The organism is Pseudoalteromonas luteoviolacea NCIMB 1942, assembly GCF_001625595.1.
GTDB classification, from domain to species: Bacteria; Pseudomonadota; Gammaproteobacteria; order Enterobacterales; family Alteromonadaceae; genus Pseudoalteromonas; species Pseudoalteromonas luteoviolacea_A.
Genome location: NZ_AUXT01000046.1, coordinates 37041 through 60460, shown reverse-complemented (window position 1 = coordinate 60460; position 23420 = coordinate 37041). Strand labels below are relative to the sequence as shown.

Genomic DNA, 23420 nt, shown 5'->3' with positions numbered 1-23420 from the left:
ATTGCATTTCAGAGTAAAATAGGGTCAGACCATGACCCTATTTAATCACTTACTTAAAGAGCTTGAGGGCCCTGTTTACCAAAGTTTTTACCCAGTAAAGTTAGGTCTTGCAGATTGATTTTGTTATCTCTATTGAAATCAGCTGCTGGTGTGAACATGGGATCCGTGCTTGTTGTTCTATAAGAGCCTAGGAGTTGAGTCAAATCACCTATATCTATGCTGTTATCCCCATTGCTATCGCCTGCGACTAGCGCCACATTGCCAAAGTTGATATCAGCTTGGTTTGGCGACAAGGTGAACTGTTTTTCAGCTGACAAGAAACCCGGCGCGCTTATTGAAATAGTTACGTCACCAATGCCAACTTGGCTTGAAAAGCTGCCATCAGAGTTTATTTGAATTTCTTGCCCATTAATTAAAATGGTCACCTGCGAGAGGTCCCCTGTCACACCTAAATCAGCAACGTTGCCGGACAAGATCACGGATTCAAGTACAGTAATTACATAACCAGCCTGACCTTGATAAATATAGTTTCCATCACTTCCGGTAAATTGTGATTGAAGATGGATATTCACTGTACCTGGCTTATTGGCGATTAATTTTACCGTAGCATACAAGCCTTCACCTGTTTTAGCTTGATAAGGCGCTTTAATTGTCGAAGCGCTTTCCCACTGATTATCAGTAACTCCGATAGGTAGTGCGATACGCTCCGCAGTAGGTAAAAACTCTCCGTAACTGCCATCATAGAAGTTTGCTACCAGCGAGTCGTTTACGGTCATTAACGCATCTATACCGTATATGTTTGCGCCTTTTGCTGTTATAGGAAGCTCAATGATGTCCCCTTCAAACACCGCGTTCGTAGGAATCGATGCAGATAACTCATAAGCTGGTGCTTCATTGAATGTAAACTGTTGAGCATGTATGCTTTTTCTACCAAGATCAGACCAAGTAACCAGAAACTCTCCATTGCTTAGCAGAGCTGTATTTGGGTACATCTGACTTCCTTGCGTAAATGTATTCACACGAATTGGATTGCCGTCAGCATTACCATTTGATTGATACTCTCTCGTATATACGCCCCACACGTCTCCATCCTGACTCATACTTGACCAGGCTACAACATAACCACCACTGGTGTTACCTGTCACAGTTGTATGCATATGGTTTGTGGAGTATGTGTTAACTTTGGTTTCTATACCGCTTTTAGTTCCATCCGCATTGAACCTTTGTGTATAGACATATCTATCAGAACCGAGAATGTGTTCATTTGACTGACTTTCCCAAACAACAACAAACCCGCCGTCAGTTAGCCCTGCAACATCAGCAAACGCTTGATATCCACCCGTTGTTGTGTTTACTTTTACAGGACTTCCACTGTATTGGTAGTTAGCGTTAAAGACTCGGCCGTAAATATCATCTCCATGTCCTTGCCACGTCAGTGCAAATCCCCCATTTTTTAGGGCTGTAACCGACGCTTCCTTTTTATCTCCAATTTCACTTGAAGTTGCACTAAACGTATTTTTTACCAAATTTAGGTTTTGGTCATACACTTTTGCAAAAATATCGAAGTTGCCGCTTGTACTATTTTGACTATGCCAAGTAATGACCGTATTACCGTCTTCTAATACAGCGTGAGATGATTTGGTATACTGTGATACAGCAGACACTATCGTAAATGTCACACCCGCCGTACCGGTGGCGGAAAAGCGCTTGGCTACAATATCGCTTTTTGAGGGGTTCAAGGTGTTAGCGCGTTCCCAAGAAATAAGAAAACCACCATCATTTAAATGCGACACATTGTTTCGCATTGAACGAATGTTAGTCGCGGTAGAGTCAAAGCTATCAATGGTAAATGCATTTCCAACAGGCGTACTGTTTGAAGAGAAAATTTGACCTCTAATGAAAGTTGTATTCGCGGCTGTATCTTTAGCATGCCATGTAACAACGTATTTCCCATCATTAAGCTGAGTTACGGCCGTTGTACCAACACTTTCATTTTGATTAGCGGTTGCATTGACTAGAAGCTCTTCTCCAATTTTAGTAGGCGTCGAAGCATGGCTCACTAGTGGCATGCTTAATAGAGTCATTAAAGCGATACCACAACTCGATCTAAACGATGAAAAACGATGTTTTTTAAAGTATGTATTGAGCTTTGATTGCATGTATTTTTCCTTGCATTTTACTGGTTAATATTTTTATTAATTGTCCTAGCAAGGAACGATAGAAGAATCACATACTTATTTATATAGGGTGTTTCCCCTATTCTAGAAAGCCAAAGACTCGGTTATTGCAAAACGAACTAATTGCGCAGTCGTCTTTAGACCCAACTTTTTCATGATTTTTGCTCTATGATTTTCCACGGTTTTTACAGAGATAAATAGATCAGAGGCTATTTGTTTATTTGTATGGCCAAGAGAGATTTGACTAATGACCTCTTTTTCTCGATTAGTTAGTTGATTGTTAGCTTCATTGTTGCGGTAAGCATCAAGTGCTAGCTTGAGACTTGAGTTAAGGTACTCTTCACCATCAGCGACGCGCGAAATCGCCTCTAACAATGCACTAAATGCTTCGCTCTTCGGGATATATCCTTTTGCTCCAACAGAAAATGCGTAATCAATGACATTGATGCCATCATACATGCTCAAAAAAATAACTTTAGTCTTAAGCCTCCGCCTTACGATATGCTTACAAACATCAATGCCATTTAACTTTCCCATCGATATATCTAATATTGCGATATCCGGCTCATGTATTTGAATATACTTCCAAGCTTGCTCTCCTGTTTCTACCTCATCTATACACAAATTAATTTTATAACTTGCTATTAATGAATGAAGGCCCTGCCTAACCAAGACATGATCATCTGCAATCAGAATGTTTAAATTCTCAAGCACATTTATATTCATTTCACCACCAGTTATGTATCATCAAATACTTAAAATAAATTACAACTCAGTCACTGTGACTTGTTAGTTAAGCATTATATGACGTGAAAAAAAACTGGGATAATAATAAGCAGTTATTCTGTGAAGATCTGTAATGTACGTTACTTTCTAGCGTATCGTGTAAAGCTCTTTTTCTGCTTATTCAAACGAGCTTCACACTTTAATTTATGAGCCAGCGGCGGGCTGCTGTTTACTCGCTGCGGTGCTTAAATGAAAAGCTTGCTTCTGGTTCAACTGCACCAGATTTATCTCTTGGTGTTGTGTAAAAGCTGACATTGAGACTGTCACTTCGGTTATCTAATTCGATATGTGCAAAGCCCCAAATGAAACTTTTTGCCCATATCAAAGCATACTCGCCGTAGCGCTTTTCCTGCTGATGTGCAAAAGGTGAATGTGTACCACGCATTTTTGATGCCGCACCACTTATAATTAAAGGTAGTTTAGGCTTGGTATTATTGGGTAGTATCCGAGTACAATCGTCTGTCAACAGCTCTAAATCATGCTCATGACCAGCAATATATACATCCGCATACTGACATAATTCTGGAAGAATTAAGCGACGTAGTACATGCCCTTCATCGTATTTGGTCCCACCTATCGACCAAAGAATGTGATGCCCATACACAATTTTCCATTTGGCTTTTGAATTTTTCAAACCGTCAGCTAGCCACGCTAATTGCTTATGGTCCTCGCCATTAACCGGTGACTCATGCACTTCAATATCTTCTACTTCCGCATGACCACTTGCCAAAGCTGATGCTAATCCTTGCTCACTACCATCTTTTCTGAGTGGTATCTCATAGTAGTGCTGACCTGATAATAGCATATTGGTATCAAGTACAAAGAATTCTACGTCGTTTCCAGCTGTCCCTATGGTGTAACTATAATAGCCACGCTTATCCATATGAAAATTTGGTTGCTTTGCCATCCATTCAGTTTGCAGCTTCACCCCTTTACGAGAGGTTTTCCAATCATGGTTACCTAATGCAGAGTAAACCACAAGATCTTTATTATTGCGAAACAAAGGCTTTAAAGGCTCCAGTATGAGGTCATCCATTCGTTTTTGGTCGTCTTTACCATCATTTGCGTCCGCGCCATCTGGGTAGATATTATCCCCCAATTGAATGCCAAATTGGCATGGTTTGCTATTACATAGCTTTGCCATTGCCATGCCTACAGCAGCAGCTCCTGTATCTTCCGTCGCTATTTCTGTGCCTGGGTAGACATAAATAGGCGCATGATTAAACTCATCTATTGGTCTGTTCTCTTCTAACCACTCTGCTTTTTCGGTCGCGATGAATTGTGCTTTGTTTTTCGGCTTTTTTATATGTTTTGTTTTCGGGTAGTCAGGATGATATCCGCCATCGCCAAAAGCAAGAAACGAAATGGTATCATTTGCATATACGCTGCCTGCGCTCCCCATTAATAGAACAATAAAAAGTGCATGAGTGGTTTTTAATTTCATAGTGATTTGCTGCCAAGTTACCTTGGCAGCCCTGTTTTATTGCGTAGTAATAATTAGAAAGATGTAAAAGTCATACCGAGTTCAAATGAGCGTCCATAGCTTTCATATTGATAGTTGTAGCGTTTTTCACCGTGATAAACGTAAAATGGTTCATCTGTTAAGTTAATGGCATTGAAGTAAAACTGCGTCTGCTCGTTGAAGTGATATTTAATACTCAAGTCAACTTGGTTGTGGGTATCTTGATAAACACGCGCATCATTCTCAGTCATGATGTACGCCTTGCTTTTAAAGCTTGTACTCAATCGTGTGCTTACCGTACTGTTTTCGTAACCAAACATAATGTTTGCGACGGTATCTGATTGATTTGGTAAATTATCGTCTGCGTCAATGAAGGTTCCGTTTGCCGAAAACATAAAACCGCTGTCAAAGTTTTTGGAATATGCAAGCTCAACGCCGCTTAACTCAGTTTCTCCTCCATTGACTGATTGGATAACCTCTTCAAACCCATCCCAGCTACCATTCTCTTGCACTTGTTGTTTAGCGATAAAATTATCGATATTTTTATGGAAAACACCCGCGCTTATAATCCCGATCTTCCCTGGGTAATATTCAATTGATAGATCTATATTTGCTGACTCGTATGGGTTGAGATCTGGGTTGCCAACTTCCCCTTTTCGCTCAACTGTGACTACATCATCTTTAACTGATGTTTCGCTTTCTAGTAACTGAAAAGCAGCAGCGTCGCCAAAGCTTGGTCTGGCAATCGTTTGCGTGTATGCAAAGCGGGTGATAAGTGAATCTGAGTGGGCATAGCGTAACGTTAAGTTTGGCAGGAGATGATCGTAACGCTTACTTACTTGCCAAGGGGTAATTGCAACCGTCTCTCTATCTTCAATGTCATTCTTAATAAGCTCTACTCGACTACCAGAAGTTTCATAGTCTGTATCTTCAAAGCGCACGCCGGTTATAATGTTTAGATTACCGACATCGATACTAAACATGCTATAAAGTGCGATAACCGTTTCTTGAGAAGCGTAGCTTTTGCCTTTACTTTCAATATCACTTTCAAGTTCATTAACATGGAGGCTTGCGCTATTTGCATTGAAGAAATCACGTATACCTTGACGCGATAAACTAGGACCAAATTGCCCTAATTCAAAACTAGGTTCATCCGATGCAAATCGATTTGCCGTGATGCCATCGAAGCCTTTATCATAAACGACTGTCTTTACTAAATTGAGCTTTTCTCTGTCGTTATACTTCAGCCCGAGCTTTACTTGGGCGTTGAGGCCTTGTAGCACAAAGTCCTTGCTTACATCTAGTTTAAAGCTAGTTGCCTCGTCCTCACTCAAGTTGTTTTCCCAAACTATTTCATCCATAGCAAAATTGGTAAGGTCATGCGCTGCATTCGAGCGTGACAAAGTGGGCGTACTACCTAAACTTGCATAACCTAAAGAGAGCTCTTCGGCTACAAAGTCGACATCTAGGCGATTAGGCTCCACTTCATCCGATTTAGAATAGCCCAAATTATATTCAACAAACCAACTTTGCAATGCGTGTTCACCACCAGCTACAACAGATAAAATACTTTGTTCTTCATATCGATCTTTAGTATCTCTGTCCATTTCAGCATCGGTGAAGTACGCTGCGGTATCTGTTGATTGCTTGCTTAAATACTTACCTTTGTCATATTTGTACTCATTTCTTAGACGAAATTCATCATCCGAGAACTCACTATACAATGTGCGAAGGTAATATTTGTTCAGGCCACCTTGGTGTAAATCCAGGTTTAACGCTGCACCAAGCCTCTCTCGAGTCACTTGATAATGCCTTTGTTCAATCTCTTGAGCACCAAAAAATGAAACATCTTCAGCTGTATCAGCGCTTGCTTGCTCTAGTGCCATCCAGCCGCCGTCGGTTTCCATATTATGAGAGCCAAACTCTCTTTCAAACCAAGATACAGCTGTAGCGATGCCCAATTGAGTCTGACTTGATATGTCAAAAGTGTCACTAAAGCTCGCTGATAGCTTGGGGCTGATTTTATCCACTTGCTCATTGTGTGAACCCTGTGCAGTAAAACTATAGCTTTGCCCTTGTCTATCAAATGCACTGAGGCTTTTGACATTTATACTGCCGCCAATGGCACTCGCATCCATATCTGGTGTGACTGTTTTACTCACTTCTAAGCTTTGGATGATTTCACTGGGGATGACATCCATAGCAACACTGCGTATGCCAGCTTCAGGCGAAGGCACATTAGATCCATTAATCGACACATTATTTAGTCCTGGGTCAATGCCTCGGATCCCCACAAAACGGCCTTCCCCTTGATCTCGCTGTATGAACATACCTGGTAAACGCTGTAATGCTTCTGCAGCATTTTGGTCTGGCAATTGCCCGATGCTATCTGCACTCACAATCGACATGATCCCGTCAGCATTCTTTTGCCTATTAAATGCCCCAGCCTGCCCTGCACGCTGACCAACAACGATAATATTGTCTACCTCACTTTGGACTGGCTTAAGTTGAACCGTTACTTGCGTAGTTTGGTTCTCCCGAATAACCACCATTTGTTCACTAGGCTGAGCACCTATATAGTTGACTTTTAATGTGTAGTTTCCCGCCGGTATTTTGGTAAAAACAAAGCTACCATCTCGATTCGAGCTCACGTGTTTGTTTAGCTCAACAAGTGTAACTTGTGCTCCTTCGAAAAGTGCTTTGTTCTGTGTATCACCAATTTTTCCTTGTAGCGTGTTTGCTTGTACGCCAATAGCGGTAAATCCTAAAACTAATGCCACGGCTTTACAGGGCTTTGAAAAAGGTAACGGTAGTGTTTGTTTCATATTTATCTCGCACAGATTGTGATGGCTGATTACCCTAAAAAATCGGCAAAACCTTATCGAGAAAATATGAATTATTTATTTCAGAAAAATTCAAACCCCATGAAATAACGGGGCTTTTCAAGGTTTTTATAACCAATTGAGCTATTTTTACCCCCTTTTAATGGTCAAAACTACCACGCCATTACTAATTTGTTCAGATATTACGAATAAAGTTAAAAAAACTGTCAAAGTCATGAGCTAAATTGACCCTGTAAAATAAAATTGACTGCAATAACATAGAAAAAAACGTAAACCCTGATTGAACAATGAGCGCTTCGAAAAACATCAAACATTCAAAGCTATGGCTTTTGCTTACCGGCACAGTATCAATAACCATTTCCACAGCCATAACTTTTGGCCAGTGGAAGTCACAGAACCAAATAGAAATACTTGACGCGATAGGAGAAGGCGGATTGGCCATCATGTCTTTAATTTGGCTCGTCGCGACGCTGCTTAGTCGTCCAGCAGGGAGAGTTACAACCGCGTTGTCATGCGGGCTAACACTCATGCACACCTCTCTGCTTTTAGACTGTTTAGATGAGTTTTTAACGCTTGACCATATCCATCCAACCTTAAGTAGCCTAGAAGCGTTTCCCGCATTTCTTGGCATGATAGTTATGAGCTTTGCAATGTATTGGTGGTATCAAGAACAAACCTATTTGAATTTAACCCTCCTTAAAAAAGAACGTCATTTTAGGGAGCATACTTTCACTGACTATGTCACGGGTTTATACAGTGCCCGCTACATGGAGAAGCAAATAAATAATGAGTTCAAGATGTTGGAAAGTAAAAATAAGCCATTTTGCGTCGCAATGTTTGATCTCAATGCATACAGCCAATTTTGCTTCAAATACGGTATTGCAAAAGGTGAAGAGCTGCTGCGAAATACCGGTCAGTTGATAACACTACATACTCGTGGATGTGACTTAACTTGTAGATACGCAGGAGATAAATTTGTCGTTCTATTTCCCGACACCTCATACAAAACAGCGCATACGATCGCAGGGCGAGTTTGCGAAGCTGCTAAGAAGCATTATCAGTATGATGATGACCTTACAACTATTAATGCTATGACCCTAAGTTCGTCTTGCATCGAAATATCTTCACAGACAGTAAGTTCAGACGTATTTAAGCAGTTAATTTCTCAGCTACAACAAAGTAAGCAGGCAGCATAGTGCCTTACATTGAAATAGGTCATGAAACGCTCTCTACAAATCAGCTCTTGCTGCCTTTGATTGAGCTGGTAAAACCAAGAGGGGTTCACCCTGATAAAGCCCTTAAAGGCACAAAACTGTTTTACGAAGATTTAAAAAAACAAGGGCACTGCTCCAGTTTCAGGCAACTTGTTCAAGTGCTAAAAAATATAACCAATCACCATCTTGGACAAGATGTCAGCTTTGTACTAGGGCAGCATATGCTGCACAATATCTCGGCACAATACGCGCCTTACCTTTTTCACTGTGCAAATCTAAAATCTTTACTCGTCACGTGTAATCAATTACAAAACTGCTTATTCCCCTACTTCAATGCACGTATATTTAGAAAAAAGCAGACACTTCACTTTGTGTTGAATCCAGCAATTAGTCAAATCCCAGCGTTTGCGAACCAATTTTTATTAGAAGTATGGCTTAGTATGGTATGTGGATTCTTAAAGTGGCGCCTGCCTGATACCATTATTTCTTTTCAATTGCCTTTTCCTGAGCCCGAGTATGCTGAACAGTACCGTGCTTTTTGTCATCAAACACTTGCCTTCTCGCAGCACTTCGCTGGATTTGTAGTACACCGGTCAATGATGAGCACTCAGCAACCCGCTGCAATAGAGGCATTAAAGGCACCACTTTGCCAGCTCCAACTCTTGCCACAACCTGGGTTTTTGTCCCATATCGAAAGCTATTTAATCGCTCACCCGAAAGCCTCACAAGATGATTTAGCAAATTACTTAAACATCAGTACTGCAACACTAAAAAGAAAGTTTGCACTGCATAACAGTCAATTCGGCTGTGTGAAGGACCAATTGTTAAGCCAAAAGGCCGTGTTTTGTATTCAACAACAGGGCTATTCCAACGCCCAAGTAGCAAAAATACTGCATTTTAATGATTTACCAAACTTTAGAAGGACATTTAAGCGATGGCTTGGCATTACGCCCTCTGAGCTGAGAAAAGTTTAAAGGGTCTCTCTCCTATTTGACTAGCCAACAAACTTTAGACGCCTGATGGATATGTTTGACCTTCTTTACTGTGAATAGGTCATTTAAGCTGCTGAACGCAACAGAAACCCAATCAGAATACTGCTCACTGCCAAACCAAAACAAACTTGAACCACACTTTTGGCAAAATTGCCTATAGATAGCGTTCGAAGAATTGTAAGCTCTCTTCCTCATCAATAGATAGCTTGGCTTTAGATATACAGCTAAATACGGCAAATGCTGACCCATGATATTTTTGACACATGCGGCAATGACACGCCGTCACAGCCTTAGGTTCACATAAAAGTGTGAATCCAATTGCCGAGCAGAGGCAACTTCCCCTTATCACTTATCGAGACTTCTAATTAGAAAACATAACGCGTAACTATTAAGTTATTAATTATAAAAAGATTAACTTACAGCAATGAGAAAAGGCCAAATTTAGCACCATTAATTGGCCGATAACGACTCAAATTGGAATGCTACTTGCTGCTCAATTATCACTCAACATCATATTAAGGATTAACAATGATTAACTCAGTAGGAATTAACAGTTATTACCAAGTCACTTCAGCTGGTCATCAAGAAAATAAGGCTAGTCAGGCTCATTCTCACCAAAGTGCAGCAGAAGTTGACAAGGCTCCCTCATTGCCCGATAGACAGTTTGATTTTACAAACATGACACTTAAGGAACAATCAGAAGCCGCGCAAACGCTCTATGATCAGGGAGTACTCAGCATGGGGGAAATGGCTTTTATGACGGGCCGATATGGATTAATTGAGCATGACGGGCAATTGGGAGGCACAACGCTTGCGCAGGCACAAAGTGAAAAATTTAATGTGATTACGAAGATGAAAGATGACTTAGCGACTGTTAAACAACAAGGAGTAGCGACAGATGATGTTGTCAAAAATTATGAAAGCATGATCAGGAAGTTAGAGGTATACCAATATGGTTTAAATACGAGTGCCTAGCAATAAGCACTCGTATCGCATTATTTATTTAGCGAATGTATAAGCGGTCATCTTCTTTGTTATATGGGAAGTTGATTGACGTCGCTTGATAAGTTGATGTGCCACCAGTAAAGTTAGTTTGCGTGTTATGCCAGTAATTAATATAACCAATCAATACATTACTCGCATTTTTAATAGGATCAGATAGCGCTAAAGATAATGTCGAGCCGTTGACTTGAAAACGTCGTGAAGACGGAGTTGCATAACCATACTCCACCGTAACGGCATAAAACTCACCACCATGATCTTCATTGGTTGAAAATGAAGATGGATTGACATAATCCCACTGAGGATAAATTGCTGATAAAACGCCACGGATTTCCAAATAGGTCAATTTGGGTGCTGGTGCCATTGGCACAATTTCACCTTTGCTCTGCAATGAATCTAAATACAACTGATAGTTTTGGTGCGTACTGATAACTTCCTTTTTAAGCGCTTCTGTATATTCTACAAATGCTGGATCCTGAACCAAAGTATCCAACTTTGGTAGCTCACTTGCCATAACAGAAAACGTGCTAAAAAGAGAAAGTCCCATTAGTAATTTTTTCATTTTGTAACGTCCTTTTGTTTTAGTTAAATTAGATACTGCACGCTCATCCTATGAAAAATAACCACTCAATTACAAATAATTTATTCCTAAAGCCAAAATAAAAAACAATCTAAATATCATCCATGTGTATACAACCTGTTAGAAAAAACCAACTGCCTAAAGAGTTATTCCGCTTTTTCGTGAGCAAATAACCTTTAACCAAGATGAGGTAGCCAAACAATTATTGCAAATTTATGACTTAGTTTTTTTACCAGCTCAAAACCGAGTTCGACTAATGAAATAAAATCATATAAGTACAGTTGAAATGCCTTTGCTGAAAATCAATTAAAATTGACAAAATAACAGCACTACAGACACACACCTTCAAATATGTCTTTCGGACTAAGCGCAACAATCGTAATTAGACTAAAGTCTAATGCGCGTTTACGTAGAAAAACTAGGGATGAGATCTTGAGTTACCAACCTGTGTAAACTATCAATCAACTATTGAGAGTGATTTGACAATTAAACCGTCAATTACCAAATATTTTTACCGCCGTTTTGACGGGTTAATGCTGTGTATAATTAATGTCAGCCTCACTGCTCTAACAACACGTGTAGACACATTTGAGAAGGCAATACTTTAGCTTGCTAGTTGGGCTAGGAGACATATCATGTGATTTTGCGGTCGCCAACCATTATTAAGTACTTGGCTATTTGGGACGAGTCATAGAAATAAAAAAGCCGCGGCACACTGCACACGGCTTTAACAACCAGAATTAGTTACAGGGCTTGCTCTAGCTCAGGCAGCACATCAAATAGGTCTGCGACTAAACCGTAATCTGCCACTTGGAAAATAGGAGCCTCTGGATCTTTGTTAATTGCAACAATGACTTTTGAGTCTTTCATACCCGCAAGATGCTGAATTGCACCACTGATACCTACAGCAATATATAGGTCTGGCGCTACGATTTTGCCCGTTTGACCTACTTGCATATCATTTGGTACAAAGCCTGCGTCTACCGCTGCACGTGATGCACCGATTGCCGCACCAAGCTTATCTGCTACGCCATTTAGTAGTGCAAAGTTTTCACCGTTTTGCATACCGCGACCACCAGAAATAATCACAGGTGCAGCTGTGAGCTCTGGACGCTCTGATTCGGTCTGCTCTGCACCTACATAGTTACTCAGCGTGTTTGCATTGTCATTAGACAGAGATTCAACAGCAACTGGCGACTGCTCACCTGCCGCGTCGAAAGCACTGGCACGTACAGTAACTATTTTTTGAGATTCGAGAGATTTAACTGTCGCAATTGCGTTACCAGCATAGATTGGACGTTTAAATGTATCTGCATCGATAATGTCAACGATCTCTGAGATTTGTGATTTATCTAAAAGCGCCGCAACACGAGGTAGAATATTTTTACCTGTCGTCGAAGCACTCGCAAAAATATGGCTGTAACCGCCAGCAATTTCTACGATTAAATCCGCAGTACTTTCTGCTAACTGATGTTCAAAGCTTGCGTTATCAACCAGTTTTACAACATTCACGCCAGCAATACTGGCTACCGCATCGGCTGCACCAGCGACGTTGTGGCCAGCAACCAGAACATCAACTTGTGAGCCAATCTTAACCGCAGCGCTAACTACTTTAGCGGTCTCTGGCTTTAAAACACTATTTTCATGTTCTGCAATTACTAATACGCTCATGAGATCACCTTCGCTTCAGTCTTAAGTTTAGTTACAAGCTCTTCAACACTCTCTACAACCACACCAGCTTCACGTTTGGCTGGCTCTTCAACTTTGACTAGCTCTACACGAGGAGCTAAATCAACACCTAGGGTGTCCGCGGCTACCACGTCAAGAGGTTTACGTTTAGCTTTCATGATGTTTGGCAGTGTTGCATAACGAGGTTCATTTAAACGCAGATCTGTTGTAACAATCGCAGGAAGTGGTAATGAAACAGTTTGTAGACCGCCATCAACTTCGCGAGTTACTACCGCATTTTCACCTTCGATTACAAGTTTTGACGCAAATGTACCTTGACCGCGTTTTGTTAATGCACCCAACATTTGGCCTGTTTGGTTGTTATCTGCGTCGATAGACTGCTTACCTAAAATAACCAGCTCAGGGTTTTCTTGTTCAACCAACTTTGCAAGTAGTTTTGCTACGTGCAGTGACTCTAATTTAGCGTCAGTCTCGATATGGATTGCCTTGTCGGCACCAAGAGCAAGTGCAGTACGAAGCTGTTCTTGACAAGCTTTATCGCCAATAGAGACAGCAATAACTTCTGTTGCGCTACCAGCTTCTTTGAGCCTAATAGCTTCTTCTACTGCAATTTCACAAAACGGGTTCATGGCCATTTTTACATTAGTAAGATCAACATCACTGTTATCTGCCTTGACTCTCGCTTTGACGTTGTAGTCAATCACGCGTTTGATTGGTACAAGTACTTTCATGGTTACTCCATCATCTGGTTATTTGTGTAGCTGACGCGTACGTCAATAAAACAATTTAATGAAACCAGCGTACTTCCTGTTGACGTAAACGTCAACCTAAAATAACCTTAGCTTAACGTAAAAAAAACTTAACTCGAGTTTAAGTTAATCTACCGTCAATGTATACGAGGTAAAAATGGTCGAACGTGAAACCATGGAATTTGATGTCGTTATAGTGGGAGCAGGGCCTGCCGGCCTGTCATGCGCTATTCGACTTGCCCAACAAGCACAGCAAAAAGAACAAGAATTGATGATCTGTGTAGTAGAAAAGGGCTCAGAAGTAGGCGCTCATATTTTGTCTGGTGCTGTATTTGAAACCAAAGCATTAGACGAATTAATCCCTGATTGGGCAGAGAAAGGCGCACCAGTCACCACCAAAGTCACTCATGACGATATCTATTTGTTTAAAGATGATCAGAACGCAACAAACTTACCTCATGTTGTTGTACCTAAAACATTTAAAAATGATGGTAACTACATTGTATCTATGGGTAATGTCTGCCGTTGGTTAGCCGAACAAGCTGAGCAACTAGGTGTTGAGATCTTTCCAGGGTTCAGTGCTCACTCACTGATTATTGAAGAAAATGAAGTAAAGGGCATTGTTACCGGCGACATGGGCTTAGATAAAGAAGGCCAACCCAAAGACACCTATATGCCCGGCATGGAGCTCAGAGCAAAATATACCGTTTTTGCGGAAGGCTGTAGAGGCCACCTTGGTAAGCAGCTTATTCGTGAGTTCGAATTAGCCAAGGAAGCCTCACCTCAGCACTATGGCATCGGTTTCAAAGAGATTTGGCAAATCGATCCAGAAAAACATAAAGAAGGTACAGTGGTACACGGTACTGGTTGGCCACTCGACAACGAAACCCATGGCGGTTCGTTCATGTATCATGCCGAAAACAATCAAGTTGTAGTGGGCCTTATCATTGATTTGAACTACAAAAATCCATACTTAAGCCCATTTGACGAGTTCCAGCGAATGAAGCACCACCCTGTTTTCAAAGCTACATTAGAAGGTGGTGAACGTGTGGCATATGGCGCCAGAGCCATTGCTAAAGGTGGCTTACATGCCCTACCAAAAATGCACTTCCCTGGTGGCCTGCTCATTGGGTGTGATGCTGGTACGCTAAACTTTGCGAAAATTAAAGGTAATCACACGGCAATGAAATCAGGGATAATCGGAGCTGATACCATCATTGAAGCCCTAGCAAGTGAAGAGCCTACAGCTGAATTAAAAAGTTTTGACGAAAAATTCAAGATGAGCTGGCTACATGAGGAGCTTTATCAATCTCGTAACTTTGGCCCGGCGATGCACAAACTAGGTCGTTACTTAGGCGGCGCATACAACATGATTGATCAAAACTTATTCTCAGGCTCACTGCCATTCACAATCAAAGATATCAGCAAAGATTACGAGTCTCTTAGACTGGCGCAGGATTCAACTGAAATTAACTACCCGAAACCTGATGGCAAGTTAAGTTTCGATAAGCTGTCCTCGGTGTTCTTGTCCAACACCAACCATGAAGAAGTACAGCCCTGCCACCTACAGCTCAAAGATGTGACGATCCCAATAAATGTCAACTTAGAGAAGTTTGCAGAGCCTGCTCAGCGCTACTGCCCTGCCGGTGTATACGAAGTGAACGAAAGTGAAGAAGGTGAAAAGCAATTTGTGATTAATGCGCAAAACTGTATTCACTGTAAAACCTGTGATATCAAAGATCCGAGTCAAAATATCACTTGGGTAACACCCGAAGGTGCTGGCGGTCCAAATTACCCCAACATGTAATAACCAACCAATTTTTACTATTTCTCAAATTGCGAGGGGCGAAATGCCCCTTTTTCTCTATACTTAGACCATACTCAGCAACAATTGAGGCGTGTATGGCCAATCAATCAGAAGTCATTTTCAGATTCTTAGCAGAACCTACCGATGTCAACTTTGGCGGAAAAGTGCATGGTGGCGTGGTGATGAAATGGATAGATCAGGCTGGCTACGCTTGTTCAGCAGGCTGGAGTGGCGCTTACTGTGTAACGGTGTCGGTTGCGGGTGTAAGGTTCCACCGCCCTATTTTAGTCGGTCAAATTGTTGAAGTATCAGCAAAAATTGCACATACCGGCAAAACCAGTATGCAAATTTTTATCCAAGTGCGTTGTGGAGATCCACAAAATCAACATATGGTTGAAACCAATCACTGTATAATTAGTTTTATCGCAATGGATCAAGCGGGTTACCCAATACCTGTGCCCAAATTTGTAGCAGAAAATCCTGAACAAAAAGCATTAGAGCAATATGCGATTAAGATGAAAGATATCGCTATTCAAACTGAATCGTTATTGCAAGCTACACTGGATCAAGATGATTGACGCACGAGTAGCTTTCTCTATTCGCTTGTAACTCCTAATTTGGGCGATAATTGAAATGGTATCGCCCGTTTATATCTCGTCAATTGTTATTGATTTAGTGTGTGCATAGTTCAGACAGTTCCGCCAAAGACTTTACTCGATGAATGCTTTTCCCTTTCCCTTTTTGCTGCAAAACTTTAAAAAAATCATCATTCCAAAAAGCTCGGGAGCGGCCTAAAAATTTATAAGATTCAATTGTCCCCTTTAAGACAGAGCAGCCCTCGGGCCACCCTTCTGGCTTTTTATAAATGCTCTTAAATAAGCGCTTTGTCACCAACCAATAACTTATACTATACGGCAAGTCGATATAGATTAACGTGTCGGCTAACTCTAGCCTTTGATTAAATGCACTAATTGGCCCAAGCCCGTCACTGATCCAACTTTCTGAACATAGCAAGCGCGAATGCACCTGCTCAAATTGGCTTCGTTCAACAGCCAACCCGTTGGGCTTATATGCCATCAAATCAATTTGATGTAAAGGCAACCCTAGTTTATTCGCTAGGCGCTTACTCAACGTGGATTTTCCACTCCCCGGTTTGCCGAATACCATTACTTTTTTCATGCTACCTCCTTGATTAAATACTCTCCCTGGAGGCAGAAATAAAAAAACCGCCTACTAGGGCGGGTTTGATATCTACGCACTGCATATCCCCACCATTCCTAAGGAATGATGATGATAATTCGACGCATAAAGTTGAATCTCATTCTGTTCATAATTTCATCTTGCCTTCAAAGTTCATTTAAGTCAAGTTCTACGCGTATTAAGGTCCTAAGCGAGTGACTTTTCCATGAGTATCAGCTTGCTGCCCGCGTGTATTGCTTCGTCAAACTGACTGTACCCAAGCTTTGTATAAATATGAATACCACGAGCATTTTTCTCAAATACATCAAGCCATATATGTTTACGCTTAAGACTTTCCACACAGTATGCTTCCATTAACGCAACCGCTTTTTGGCCAACTCCTTTGCCTTTGTTGGAGATAACGATGCGTCTAAATTCCACACTTTTCTCTTGATCAATAGCCAGAATCATGAACCCTGCCAACTTTTGCTCGGCATAAATTGATAAATAGACGATGTGCTCATTAGACATAGCTTCTAAATGTGCTTCTTTCGCATATGGAATTATATGTGCCAAAGTACTACTTTCTTGTTCCATGGCAATAAAAGCGCCCACCTCTTCAGGCTGAGATTGCAGTAGTTCAAGCATGTCGGGGATTTCCTTAAATAACTATTGAGCTCTAACAGCAGTAACTGTCACTTCGATCAACACATCTCCTTCCAAGCTCACACCTAAGCATGCGCGCTGAGGCCAATGTTCTGGGTTAGGACCTAACCAAGCTCTCCATATCTCGTCCACAATCGGCTTGTAATTCATACTGGAAATGTACATCTGCGCCGAAACAATTTGGCTTTTGTCCGAGCCAAGCTCAAGCATATTATCTTGGATAATATTTAAGGTATGCTGCGTTTACTGCGCCATATCTACTTGAGTATCAACAGAGGTTGCTACTGTCCAAACTAGGTCTTTGTACGCTGAAGATTTATTACGCCCTTCGTATATTCCGCGCTTTCGTTCAATCACCAAACTACTCCTTGATCATTGAGTTACTTGAAAAATTAACAGCTGAATTTAAAAGGAGCTTACGCTCCTTTTTATGAATTCAAACTACTTGCGTACAGCAATTGCTTCAATTTCAATGTTTACGTCTTTTGGTAATCGAGCAACCTCAACGCAAGAGCGCGCTGGATAGTTGGCAACATTATGCTCGTCAAAGAACTGACCATATACTTCGTTTACCGTACCAAAATCATTGAGATCTTTTACAAATACAGTCAACTTAACGATGTCGCCAACAGCTAAGCCTGACGACTCGACCACGGCTTTTACATTTTCAAGAGACTGTCGCGCTTGGTCTGCAATAGCTTCAGGCACATCACCTGTCGATGGATTTACTGGGATTTGGCCTGAAGTCAAAACCATATTGCCCAAATCTACACCTTGTACGTATGGACCGATTGCCGCAGGTGCTGACTCTGTATGTAAAACTTTCGTCATGATAATTTCCGTTTCTGGTTAATGGATAAAAGTGCGCTTATAGTCTCTGCGTTAGTAAACTTTTTCAAGTGTTTAGGACAGCTGGAGGGAATTAATTTTGGTCGTTAGTTTAGGCGAGCTTAACCACCAAATCTGACAAAGACTCTGGAGTGAAGGGTTTAGATATGTACGCATTAACGCCAAGCTGACTCATTTGTTGCACTTTTTCAGGGGACGTATCCCCTGTTAGCATAATGATTTTAATGTGACTATAAGCGGGCTCACGTTTCATTTTTTTTATTAACTCAACACCGTCAATTTTTGGCATATTCCAATCAGTAACGATCAGGTCATAGTGCTCATCAGACAAAGCACTCAAAGCTTCCTCACCATTGGCCGCTTGTGTCAATTCTCTGAAACCACGCTCTTGCAAACTTTCACTAATAAGTTCGCGCATAAAATAAGTGTCATCAACGATTAAAATCCTCATGTCCTTCCCTTTATACCGCAAGTTGTTTGCCCAACAATGATTTGTGCCTGTCATACCCCGCTATAAATGCAAATTTCACGGTGTGTTGTTGGCCGCTTAAATACAGGCTTTGACGCAAAAATACGATTTACTCACCTTTATTATAAATGCATATATCAAGAAAGGCGTATATCAAGCCAAATGCTCAAGTTCAAACTCCGTCAAATTTCTGAGTTTGAAGTCTGATAAATCAAATTTTTGATGATCGCACTCATTACCATGCGGTACGGCGAGTGTGCGCATATTGGCCGCTTTTGCGGCTAACACCCCAGTGCCTGAATCCTCAACAGCCAAGCAATTCGACGGACACACATCTAAAGCTTTAGCAGCAGATAAATAAATCGCGGGATGGGGCTTTCCCTCAAGTTCATTATCTGATGAACAGCAAACAGAGAAATATGCGGCGATACCCAGTTTGTCTAATACAATGGGAATTAATCGCTGAGGGGCATTGGTCGCAAGACCAATCTTAACCTGATTTTTTTCAAGCAATGCCAATGTGTCATGCACACCGTCAAGGGCCGAACCATGCTTTGAAATTAAGTCACCAACACGAGTCACTACCCTATTCGCCACTTCTTCAATGCTCGGCCCGTGCCAAGGGTTGTGGCTATACCAAAATGCGGACGCTTCAATGGTAGTCATTGATGCACTTTGTTGCGCTAGTTGTTCAGTGACGTCAACACCTAACCCGCTAAATACCGCCTTTTCTGCTTCTTTCCACATAGGCTCTGAATCAATCAAAGTCCCATCCATATCGAAAATCACAGCTTCAATCATAAACCACCTAACTGATACACCACTTTAAACTCTTCGCAGATGATTGGCATGCTTTTAGTGGGTGAAAAATCAGTATCCGCAAGTTCACGGTGATAATAATCCCAATGAACGCGCCGCCAATAATCTAAGCTTTTATCACCCTCACCTTCCAAAAATGCGTAAGTGGCATCAACTTCATCGAATGGTACAATATCAACGCTGACGGTCTTAATAATACAACTAGCAATCCCACCCCAGTCAGTAACAGCGTTGAGATCACCGACTTTAGGTAATTCAAACTTATTGGCTTGATACCACCATAGTGGGGGAGAAGTGGCTTTCTTAATGCCCGCCAACACCAAAGACAAACACTCGTTTGCATCTTTTTCATTGTCACAAAAATGCCAGCTCTCTAAGTACTGAACTGGCTGGTCAATTCGATTAAAATAGTCTTCGCATATTGTCTTCACTGACGAGTGACTGTGTCTATCCATCAAAGTCTCTGTTCCTATTGGCGCCATTCGGAATTAAAGAGATGATAGAATTTGTAACGACCGAAAGTAAACAGCAAAGTTAATTTTTGCTGTTTAAATCGAATATTAGGCAAGTTGTTTTGCAAGGTCACGTGCCTTTGCAAACGCACCCTCTAAAGAGGCTTGATGCCTAAGGTCGGCAAACTCCTGATATTCAGATGCAATTTCATATACCTGCCCACACCCAAGATACTTGGACAAAGTGCGTATGTGTGGGGCCAAATGGTTCATACTCTCCCTGATACCGCCAGATTCAAAGCCAAACTCGCCACATGACGTTAAGAGCACGAGAGTTTTCCCCGACAAAGTCGGCGTCAACGGAAAATCCCCACGCGCTAGGTCAAAACTAAAGGTTTCATTCACCCTTATTATCTGATCAAACCAAGCTTTCAATTGGGCCGGCATACCATAGTTGTACATTGGCGTTGATATCACCACAATTTCAGCCTCCTTTAACTCACCAATGAGAGTATCCGATATTTTCAACTGCCGCTGTTGTTCTTCAGTGCGTTTTTCCTTGGGAGTAAAAACCGCTCCAAGCCATTCCTGATCAGTAAATGGAGGCGGGTTTGTACCAACATCTCTATAGGTGTAATTTTCTATAGGTGTATTTTCTTTAAGTTGCTTAACAAAGCTATGCGCTAACCTTTTGGAAATTGAGTCATGATTTGGGTTGTCGTTTTTGCGCATACGAATACTAGCATCTATATGAAGTAATTGAGTCATTTTGATTTTCTCATAACGTTTATGTGTAACTCATTGTGCGTTTACCGCTCGTAACTGACAAATGAATAGGAAACACTTATAAATAACTTTTACTCATGTATACTGCAATCATTAACTAAGAAGAGGCTGAAGATGGGTAAAGTATCATTGCAAGCGCTGAGAGTATTTGATGCAGCAGCGCGTCATTGTAGTTTTAAAATGGCAGCACAAGAGCTGAACATCAGCGCTACGGCTGTTTCACATCACATCAGTAACCTTGAGTCTCGGCTGGCTATTGAATTATTTGTGCGCAAAACACGGGAAGTCTCATTGACTGAATCGGGGGAATTTTTGGCAAGCGCGACATTATCGGGTTTCAGTGCGATTGAAAACGCAATACATGCTTTAGAGACACAAAACCACAAAGTAAAAATACAAACTACGTCGTCATTTGCAGCGCAATTTTTAATACCGCAGCTTCGTACCCTTACCAAGAGCCATCCCGAACTGGAAATAGAAATCGCCAGCGGTGAACAATTAAGCCATGATCCTCAAGCCATTTCTATTCGCTTTGGCGATACTCGAAATATTGCCCAACATGCTCGGCTTACTTTGGAGTTATTTAACGTATATGGAACATCCGAAAATTTAAGAAAGTGCGCAAACAAAGAGCTCGTTAGAGTCTATATTCCCAAATGGAAGAACCCTAGTTTACCAGAGCCACCGTGGCAGCTATGGTTACAGTATAATGAGCTTGACGTCAGTACGTTTGAGGTCGTGTACTTCGACCAAGAGTCCTATTGTATTTACGAGGCCATCGCCGGTTTAGGGCTGGTATTTTGTTCAAACACACTTGTTAAGAACGCGATTTCAAGCCAAGTAATAATTCAATCTAACTATTGTGCGCTGCCATCACAGCTTGGTTACTATTTAGTAAGTCCTACGGCTTCTATGACTCAAAATCAAACACAATTCATTAATTGGTTAAAAGCCCAATTCGATTAAGTAACCGTGGCATAAAACACATAAAATACATAAGTATTCGCCCAAGCGCGGGATTGACTGCCCGTTGTTTTTTTGATCTCAAGACTGGAAAATAAGCGACACAATGCCCACAATGGAGGTCTCAATCTATGCAGCTCTTGGTGCGCATATTCGTTTAGAACAATTAAATTAAAACGGGAATTTTATGTTCGAATCATTTAATCCAACACCTCGTACCCTAATGGGTCCGGGTCCGTCAAATGTATCGCCTCGCGTTTTAGGGGCCCTAGCAAGACCAACCGTTGGGCATTTAGACCCGCAATTCATAGGGCTAATGGATGAAATAAAACAGCTCTTGCAATACGCATTTTGCACCAAGAACGAGTTTACGATTGCGTTATCGGCTCCTGGCTCAGCCGGTATGGAAGCGTGCATCGTTAACTTAATAGAACCTCATGACAAAGTTGTTGTGTGTATTAATGGCGTATTTGGAAATCGATTAAAAGAGAACGTAGAACGTGTCGGTGCTCTGCCTATAGTTGTTGAAGACAAATGGGGAGAACCTGTATCTGTAGAGAAAGTCGCAGACGCCCTTGCTGCGAACCCAGATGCGAAGGCCCTCGCTTTTGTTCATGCAGAAACCTCCACGGGCACACGCAGTGATGCCAAGTCTCTTTGTGAATTGGCACAACAATATGATGTATTAACGATAGTTGACGCCGTGACATCATTGGGGGGCTGCGAGTTAAAGGTGGATGACTGGGGTATCGATGCAATTTACTCAGGCTCTCAAAAGTGCTTGTCTTGTGTACCCGGAATTTCTCCTGTGAGCTTTAGTGATAAAGCTGTTGACGTACTAAAACAGCGAAAAACCAAAGTACCTAGCTGGTTTTTAGACCAGTCGCTTGTAATGGACTATTGGTCTGGTGAGGGCAAGCGCAGCTATCACCACACTGCCCCAATTAACTCTCTTTATGCCCTGCATGAATCATTATTAATGCTTAAACAAGAGGGCTTAGAAGACGCTTGGCAAAGACATTCTCAAATGCATAAAGTTCTACATACTGGCCTTACACGCCTTGGCATTGGCTTTTTGGTAGATGAAGATCACCGCTTGCCTCAGTTAAACTCAGTAATTGTTCCTAACGGTGTCCATGATGCCCAAGTACGCACGACCCTTTTGAATAAGTATAACCTTGAGATTGGTGCAGGGCTTGGTCAACTCGCAGGCAAAACATGGCGAATAGGCTTAATGGGCACCACTGCGCAAGAGCAGAGCATAGCTCTGCTCCTCGCTGCGTTAGAAGATACGTTAGGTTAATAGACCCGTATTTAAGGTGTGGGAAATTATCACACCTTATTTGTTTATGTGCTTTAAACGCCTTAACGACGCGCGTAGAACACGCCTGCAAAATGAAAGGCAATCAAACACCAAAGTATGAATATCAGCTGCAAATATACATCCAGCAACTTCGAGTAGAACCGCCCATCATTGTTAACAATATCAGATAACTGAACACCGAATAATTGTATCGCTACCTCAGCGTTAACAACCATACCTAATCCTGTAATGACCAGGCCTGTAAGAGGTAAAAGCATGCATGCACGGATTACACAAAAAACTTGTGACGTTTGCCGCTTAGAGGTTGCCTAGAGAGCTTTGCAATAAAACATTTTTCCCTAACAAATCGTGCAAAAGTTAAGACAAATACACCTAGCGCATCAAAGCATGTGTTTGAATTGCATCCTGACGGTGCAAAACTTGACCCTTTATTTGATAATTAATGGTATGAATTTGGGCGCTCATCTTCATCAATATAAACAAGATTAAACATGCGGCAAGCCAATGTAATGAACGATCGACAATATAGTGTTGAGTAGCCATTCAATATTCCTTTATTTTGTTATTGCTAAAGCTATATGGCAGCGTTCAAAAATAAACTTTCGAACAATT

Annotated in this window: 25 protein-coding genes and 1 pseudogene; 7 read left to right on the top strand and 19 right to left on the bottom strand. The window is 41.5% G+C overall.

What is annotated here, in order from left to right:
* Positions 1 to 53: 53 nt before the first annotated feature.
* The 5 genes from N482_RS03890 to N482_RS25140 form a co-directional block, all read right to left on the bottom strand.
* Positions 54 to 2159, bottom strand: coding sequence for a dockerin type I domain-containing protein (locus N482_RS03890; RefSeq protein ID WP_063375833.1), 2106 nt, complete (start codon positions 2157 to 2159; stop codon positions 54 to 56).
* Positions 2160 to 2261: 102 nt separating this feature from the next.
* The gene (locus N482_RS03885) at positions 2262 to 2903 is read right to left on the bottom strand and encodes a response regulator (RefSeq protein WP_063375832.1); all 642 of its coding nucleotides are present in this window, start codon (positions 2901 to 2903) and stop codon (positions 2262 to 2264) included.
* A gap of 229 nt (positions 2904 to 3132) precedes the next feature.
* Positions 3133 to 4365 carry a metallophosphoesterase gene (locus tag N482_RS03880; protein ID WP_155730470.1) on the bottom strand — a complete coding sequence of 411 codons (1233 nt, stop codon included), beginning with the start codon at positions 4363 to 4365 and terminating at the stop codon, positions 3133 to 3135.
* Between the two features lie 95 nt (positions 4366 to 4460).
* Entirely contained in the window at positions 4461 to 7250 is a 2790-nt protein-coding gene (locus tag N482_RS03875) for a TonB-dependent receptor (RefSeq protein WP_063375830.1), read from the bottom strand.
* Between the two features lie 193 nt (positions 7251 to 7443).
* Positions 7444 to 7797 (bottom strand): hypothetical protein, encoded by a 354-nt coding sequence (locus N482_RS25140; RefSeq protein WP_063375829.1) that lies wholly within the window; start codon positions 7795 to 7797, stop codon positions 7444 to 7446.
* Between N482_RS25140 and N482_RS03865 the strand changes: the two genes are divergently transcribed.
* On the top strand, positions 7796 to 8464 hold the full coding sequence (locus N482_RS03865) for a GGDEF domain-containing protein (protein ID WP_063375828.1): 669 nt from the start codon (positions 7796 to 7798) through the stop codon (positions 8462 to 8464). The two genes, N482_RS25140 and N482_RS03865, sit on opposite strands and share 2 nt — an antisense overlap.
* Positions 8464 to 9456: a helix-turn-helix transcriptional regulator gene (locus N482_RS03860; RefSeq protein WP_063375827.1), complete on the top strand. Its 993-nt coding sequence runs from the start codon at positions 8464 to 8466 to the stop codon at positions 9454 to 9456. Before N482_RS03865 ends, N482_RS03860 begins: the two co-directional genes overlap by 1 nt.
* 172 nt (positions 9457 to 9628) lie before the next feature.
* Here N482_RS03860 and N482_RS26025 read toward each other — a convergent pair whose 3' ends face one another.
* Complete coding sequence (locus tag N482_RS26025) at positions 9629 to 9760, bottom strand: GFA family protein (RefSeq protein ID WP_419555004.1); 132 nt, start codon at positions 9758 to 9760, stop codon at positions 9629 to 9631.
* A 242-nt stretch (positions 9761 to 10002) separates the two neighbouring features.
* Here N482_RS26025 and N482_RS03855 point away from each other — a divergent pair, with 242 nt between their 5' ends.
* Positions 10003 to 10449, top strand: coding sequence for a hypothetical protein (locus N482_RS03855; protein WP_063375826.1), 447 nt, complete (start codon positions 10003 to 10005; stop codon positions 10447 to 10449).
* Positions 10450 to 10477: 28 nt separating this feature from the next.
* Here N482_RS03855 and N482_RS03850 read toward each other — a convergent pair whose 3' ends face one another.
* From N482_RS03850 to N482_RS03840, 3 genes are all read right to left on the bottom strand, one after another.
* The gene (locus tag N482_RS03850) at positions 10478 to 11038 is read right to left on the bottom strand and encodes a DUF4879 domain-containing protein (RefSeq protein WP_063375825.1); all 561 of its coding nucleotides are present in this window, start codon (positions 11036 to 11038) and stop codon (positions 10478 to 10480) included.
* A 762-nt stretch (positions 11039 to 11800) separates the two neighbouring features.
* Complete coding sequence (locus N482_RS03845; protein WP_063375824.1) at positions 11801 to 12727, bottom strand: electron transfer flavoprotein subunit alpha/FixB family protein; 927 nt, start codon at positions 12725 to 12727, stop codon at positions 11801 to 11803.
* Complete coding sequence (locus N482_RS03840) at positions 12724 to 13476, bottom strand: electron transfer flavoprotein subunit beta/FixA family protein (protein WP_063375823.1); 753 nt, start codon at positions 13474 to 13476, stop codon at positions 12724 to 12726. Before N482_RS03840 ends, N482_RS03845 begins: the two co-directional genes overlap by 4 nt.
* Positions 13477 to 13651: 175 nt before the next feature.
* Here N482_RS03840 and N482_RS03835 point away from each other — a divergent pair, with 175 nt between their 5' ends.
* Together N482_RS03835 and N482_RS03830 are read left to right on the top strand one after the other, a co-directional pair.
* A complete protein-coding gene (locus N482_RS03835; protein WP_063375822.1) occupies positions 13652 to 15301 on the top strand; it encodes an electron transfer flavoprotein-ubiquinone oxidoreductase in 1650 nt (549 codons plus the stop codon).
* 95 nt (positions 15302 to 15396) lie between these two features.
* Complete coding sequence (locus N482_RS03830; protein ID WP_063375821.1) at positions 15397 to 15879, top strand: acyl-CoA thioesterase; 483 nt, start codon at positions 15397 to 15399, stop codon at positions 15877 to 15879.
* A gap of 94 nt (positions 15880 to 15973) precedes the next feature.
* On the opposite strand, the gene N482_RS03825 is transcribed toward N482_RS03830, so the two are convergent.
* From N482_RS03825 to N482_RS03790, 8 genes and pseudogenes are all read right to left on the bottom strand, one after another.
* Positions 15974 to 16480, bottom strand: a complete 507-nt coding sequence (locus N482_RS03825) for an AAA family ATPase (protein WP_063375820.1) — start codon at positions 16478 to 16480, stop codon at positions 15974 to 15976.
* A 207-nt stretch (positions 16481 to 16687) separates the two neighbouring features.
* Complete coding sequence (locus N482_RS03820) at positions 16688 to 17128, bottom strand: GNAT family N-acetyltransferase (RefSeq protein WP_063375819.1); 441 nt, start codon at positions 17126 to 17128, stop codon at positions 16688 to 16690.
* Positions 17129 to 17149: 21 nt separating this feature from the next.
* Positions 17150 to 17377 (bottom strand): annotated as a pseudogene (locus N482_RS25135) (Rid family hydrolase); the annotation flags it as partial.
* Between the two features lie 210 nt (positions 17378 to 17587).
* Entirely contained in the window at positions 17588 to 17977 is a 390-nt protein-coding gene (locus tag N482_RS03810; protein WP_063375818.1) for a Rid family detoxifying hydrolase, read from the bottom strand.
* A 109-nt stretch (positions 17978 to 18086) separates the two neighbouring features.
* A complete protein-coding gene (locus N482_RS03805; RefSeq protein ID WP_063874897.1) occupies positions 18087 to 18446 on the bottom strand; it encodes a response regulator in 360 nt (119 codons plus the stop codon).
* Positions 18447 to 18617: 171 nt separating this feature from the next.
* Positions 18618 to 19265, bottom strand: a complete 648-nt coding sequence (gene hxpB, locus N482_RS03800) for a hexitol phosphatase HxpB (RefSeq protein ID WP_063375816.1) — start codon at positions 19263 to 19265, stop codon at positions 18618 to 18620.
* Entirely contained in the window at positions 19262 to 19738 is a 477-nt protein-coding gene (locus tag N482_RS03795) for an ASCH domain-containing protein (protein ID WP_063375815.1), read from the bottom strand. Before N482_RS03795 ends, hxpB begins: the two co-directional genes overlap by 4 nt.
* A 105-nt stretch (positions 19739 to 19843) precedes the next feature.
* The gene (locus tag N482_RS03790) at positions 19844 to 20503 is read right to left on the bottom strand and encodes an FMN-dependent NADH-azoreductase (RefSeq protein WP_063375814.1); all 660 of its coding nucleotides are present in this window, start codon (positions 20501 to 20503) and stop codon (positions 19844 to 19846) included.
* A 132-nt stretch (positions 20504 to 20635) separates the two neighbouring features.
* On the opposite strand from N482_RS03790, the gene N482_RS03785 reads away from it, so the two are divergent.
* Complete coding sequence (locus N482_RS03785; RefSeq protein WP_063375813.1) at positions 20636 to 21487, top strand: LysR family transcriptional regulator; 852 nt, start codon at positions 20636 to 20638, stop codon at positions 21485 to 21487.
* Positions 21488 to 21671: 184 nt separating this feature from the next.
* Complete coding sequence (locus tag N482_RS03780; protein ID WP_063375812.1) at positions 21672 to 22787, top strand: pyridoxal-phosphate-dependent aminotransferase family protein; 1116 nt, start codon at positions 21672 to 21674, stop codon at positions 22785 to 22787.
* A gap of 62 nt (positions 22788 to 22849) precedes the next feature.
* Here N482_RS03780 and N482_RS24700 read toward each other — a convergent pair whose 3' ends face one another.
* A complete protein-coding gene (locus tag N482_RS24700) occupies positions 22850 to 23023 on the bottom strand; it encodes a hypothetical protein (protein WP_155730468.1) in 174 nt (57 codons plus the stop codon).
* 157 nt (positions 23024 to 23180) lie between these two features.
* On the bottom strand, positions 23181 to 23351 hold the full coding sequence (locus N482_RS24695; protein WP_155730467.1) for a hypothetical protein: 171 nt from the start codon (positions 23349 to 23351) through the stop codon (positions 23181 to 23183).
* Between the last annotated feature and the right edge of the window lie 69 nt (positions 23352 to 23420).

Bases quoted from the DNA above. Each gene is read 5' to 3' on its own strand.
- N482_RS03890 (WP_063375833.1), bottom strand. From the start codon at position 2,159: ATGCAATCAAAGCTCAATACATACTTTAAAAAACATCGTTTTTCATCG.
- N482_RS03885 (WP_063375832.1), bottom strand. From the start codon at position 2,903: ATGAATATAAATGTGCTTGAGAATTTAAACATTCTGATTGCAGATGAT.
- N482_RS03880 (WP_155730470.1), bottom strand. From the start codon at position 4,365: ATGGGGAGCGCAGGCAGCGTATATGCAAATGATACCATTTCGTTTCTT.
- N482_RS03875 (WP_063375830.1), bottom strand. From the start codon at position 7,250: ATGAAACAAACACTACCGTTACCTTTTTCAAAGCCCTGTAAAGCCGTG.
- N482_RS03865 (WP_063375828.1), top strand. From the start codon at position 7,796: ATGCACACCTCTCTGCTTTTAGACTGTTTAGATGAGTTTTTAACGCTT.
- N482_RS25140 (WP_063375829.1), bottom strand. From the start codon at position 7,797: ATGAGTGTTAGCCCGCATGACAACGCGGTTGTAACTCTCCCTGCTGGA.
- N482_RS03855 (WP_063375826.1), top strand. From the start codon at position 10,003: ATGATTAACTCAGTAGGAATTAACAGTTATTACCAAGTCACTTCAGCT.
- N482_RS03850 (WP_063375825.1), bottom strand. From the start codon at position 11,038: ATGAAAAAATTACTAATGGGACTTTCTCTTTTTAGCACGTTTTCTGTT.
- N482_RS03845 (WP_063375824.1), bottom strand. From the start codon at position 12,727: ATGAGCGTATTAGTAATTGCAGAACATGAAAATAGTGTTTTAAAGCCA.
- N482_RS03840 (WP_063375823.1), bottom strand. From the start codon at position 13,476: ATGAAAGTACTTGTACCAATCAAACGCGTGATTGACTACAACGTCAAA.
- N482_RS03835 (WP_063375822.1), top strand. From the start codon at position 13,652: ATGGTCGAACGTGAAACCATGGAATTTGATGTCGTTATAGTGGGAGCA.
- N482_RS03830 (WP_063375821.1), top strand. From the start codon at position 15,397: ATGGCCAATCAATCAGAAGTCATTTTCAGATTCTTAGCAGAACCTACC.
- N482_RS03825 (WP_063375820.1), bottom strand. From the start codon at position 16,480: ATGAAAAAAGTAATGGTATTCGGCAAACCGGGGAGTGGAAAATCCACG.
- N482_RS03820 (WP_063375819.1), bottom strand. From the start codon at position 17,128: ATGCTTGAACTACTGCAATCTCAGCCTGAAGAGGTGGGCGCTTTTATT.
- N482_RS03810 (WP_063375818.1), bottom strand. From the start codon at position 17,977: ATGACGAAAGTTTTACATACAGAGTCAGCACCTGCGGCAATCGGTCCA.
- N482_RS03805 (WP_063874897.1), bottom strand. From the start codon at position 18,446: ATGAGGATTTTAATCGTTGATGACACTTATTTTATGCGCGAACTTATT.
- hxpB (WP_063375816.1), bottom strand. From the start codon at position 19,265: ATGATTGAAGCTGTGATTTTCGATATGGATGGGACTTTGATTGATTCA.
- N482_RS03795 (WP_063375815.1), bottom strand. From the start codon at position 19,738: ATGGATAGACACAGTCACTCGTCAGTGAAGACAATATGCGAAGACTAT.
- N482_RS03790 (WP_063375814.1), bottom strand. From the start codon at position 20,503: ATGACTCAATTACTTCATATAGATGCTAGTATTCGTATGCGCAAAAAC.
- N482_RS03785 (WP_063375813.1), top strand. From the start codon at position 20,636: ATGGGTAAAGTATCATTGCAAGCGCTGAGAGTATTTGATGCAGCAGCG.
- N482_RS03780 (WP_063375812.1), top strand. From the start codon at position 21,672: ATGTTCGAATCATTTAATCCAACACCTCGTACCCTAATGGGTCCGGGT.
- N482_RS24700 (WP_155730468.1), bottom strand. From the start codon at position 23,023: ATGGTTGTTAACGCTGAGGTAGCGATACAATTATTCGGTGTTCAGTTA.
- N482_RS24695 (WP_155730467.1), bottom strand. From the start codon at position 23,351: ATGGCTACTCAACACTATATTGTCGATCGTTCATTACATTGGCTTGCC.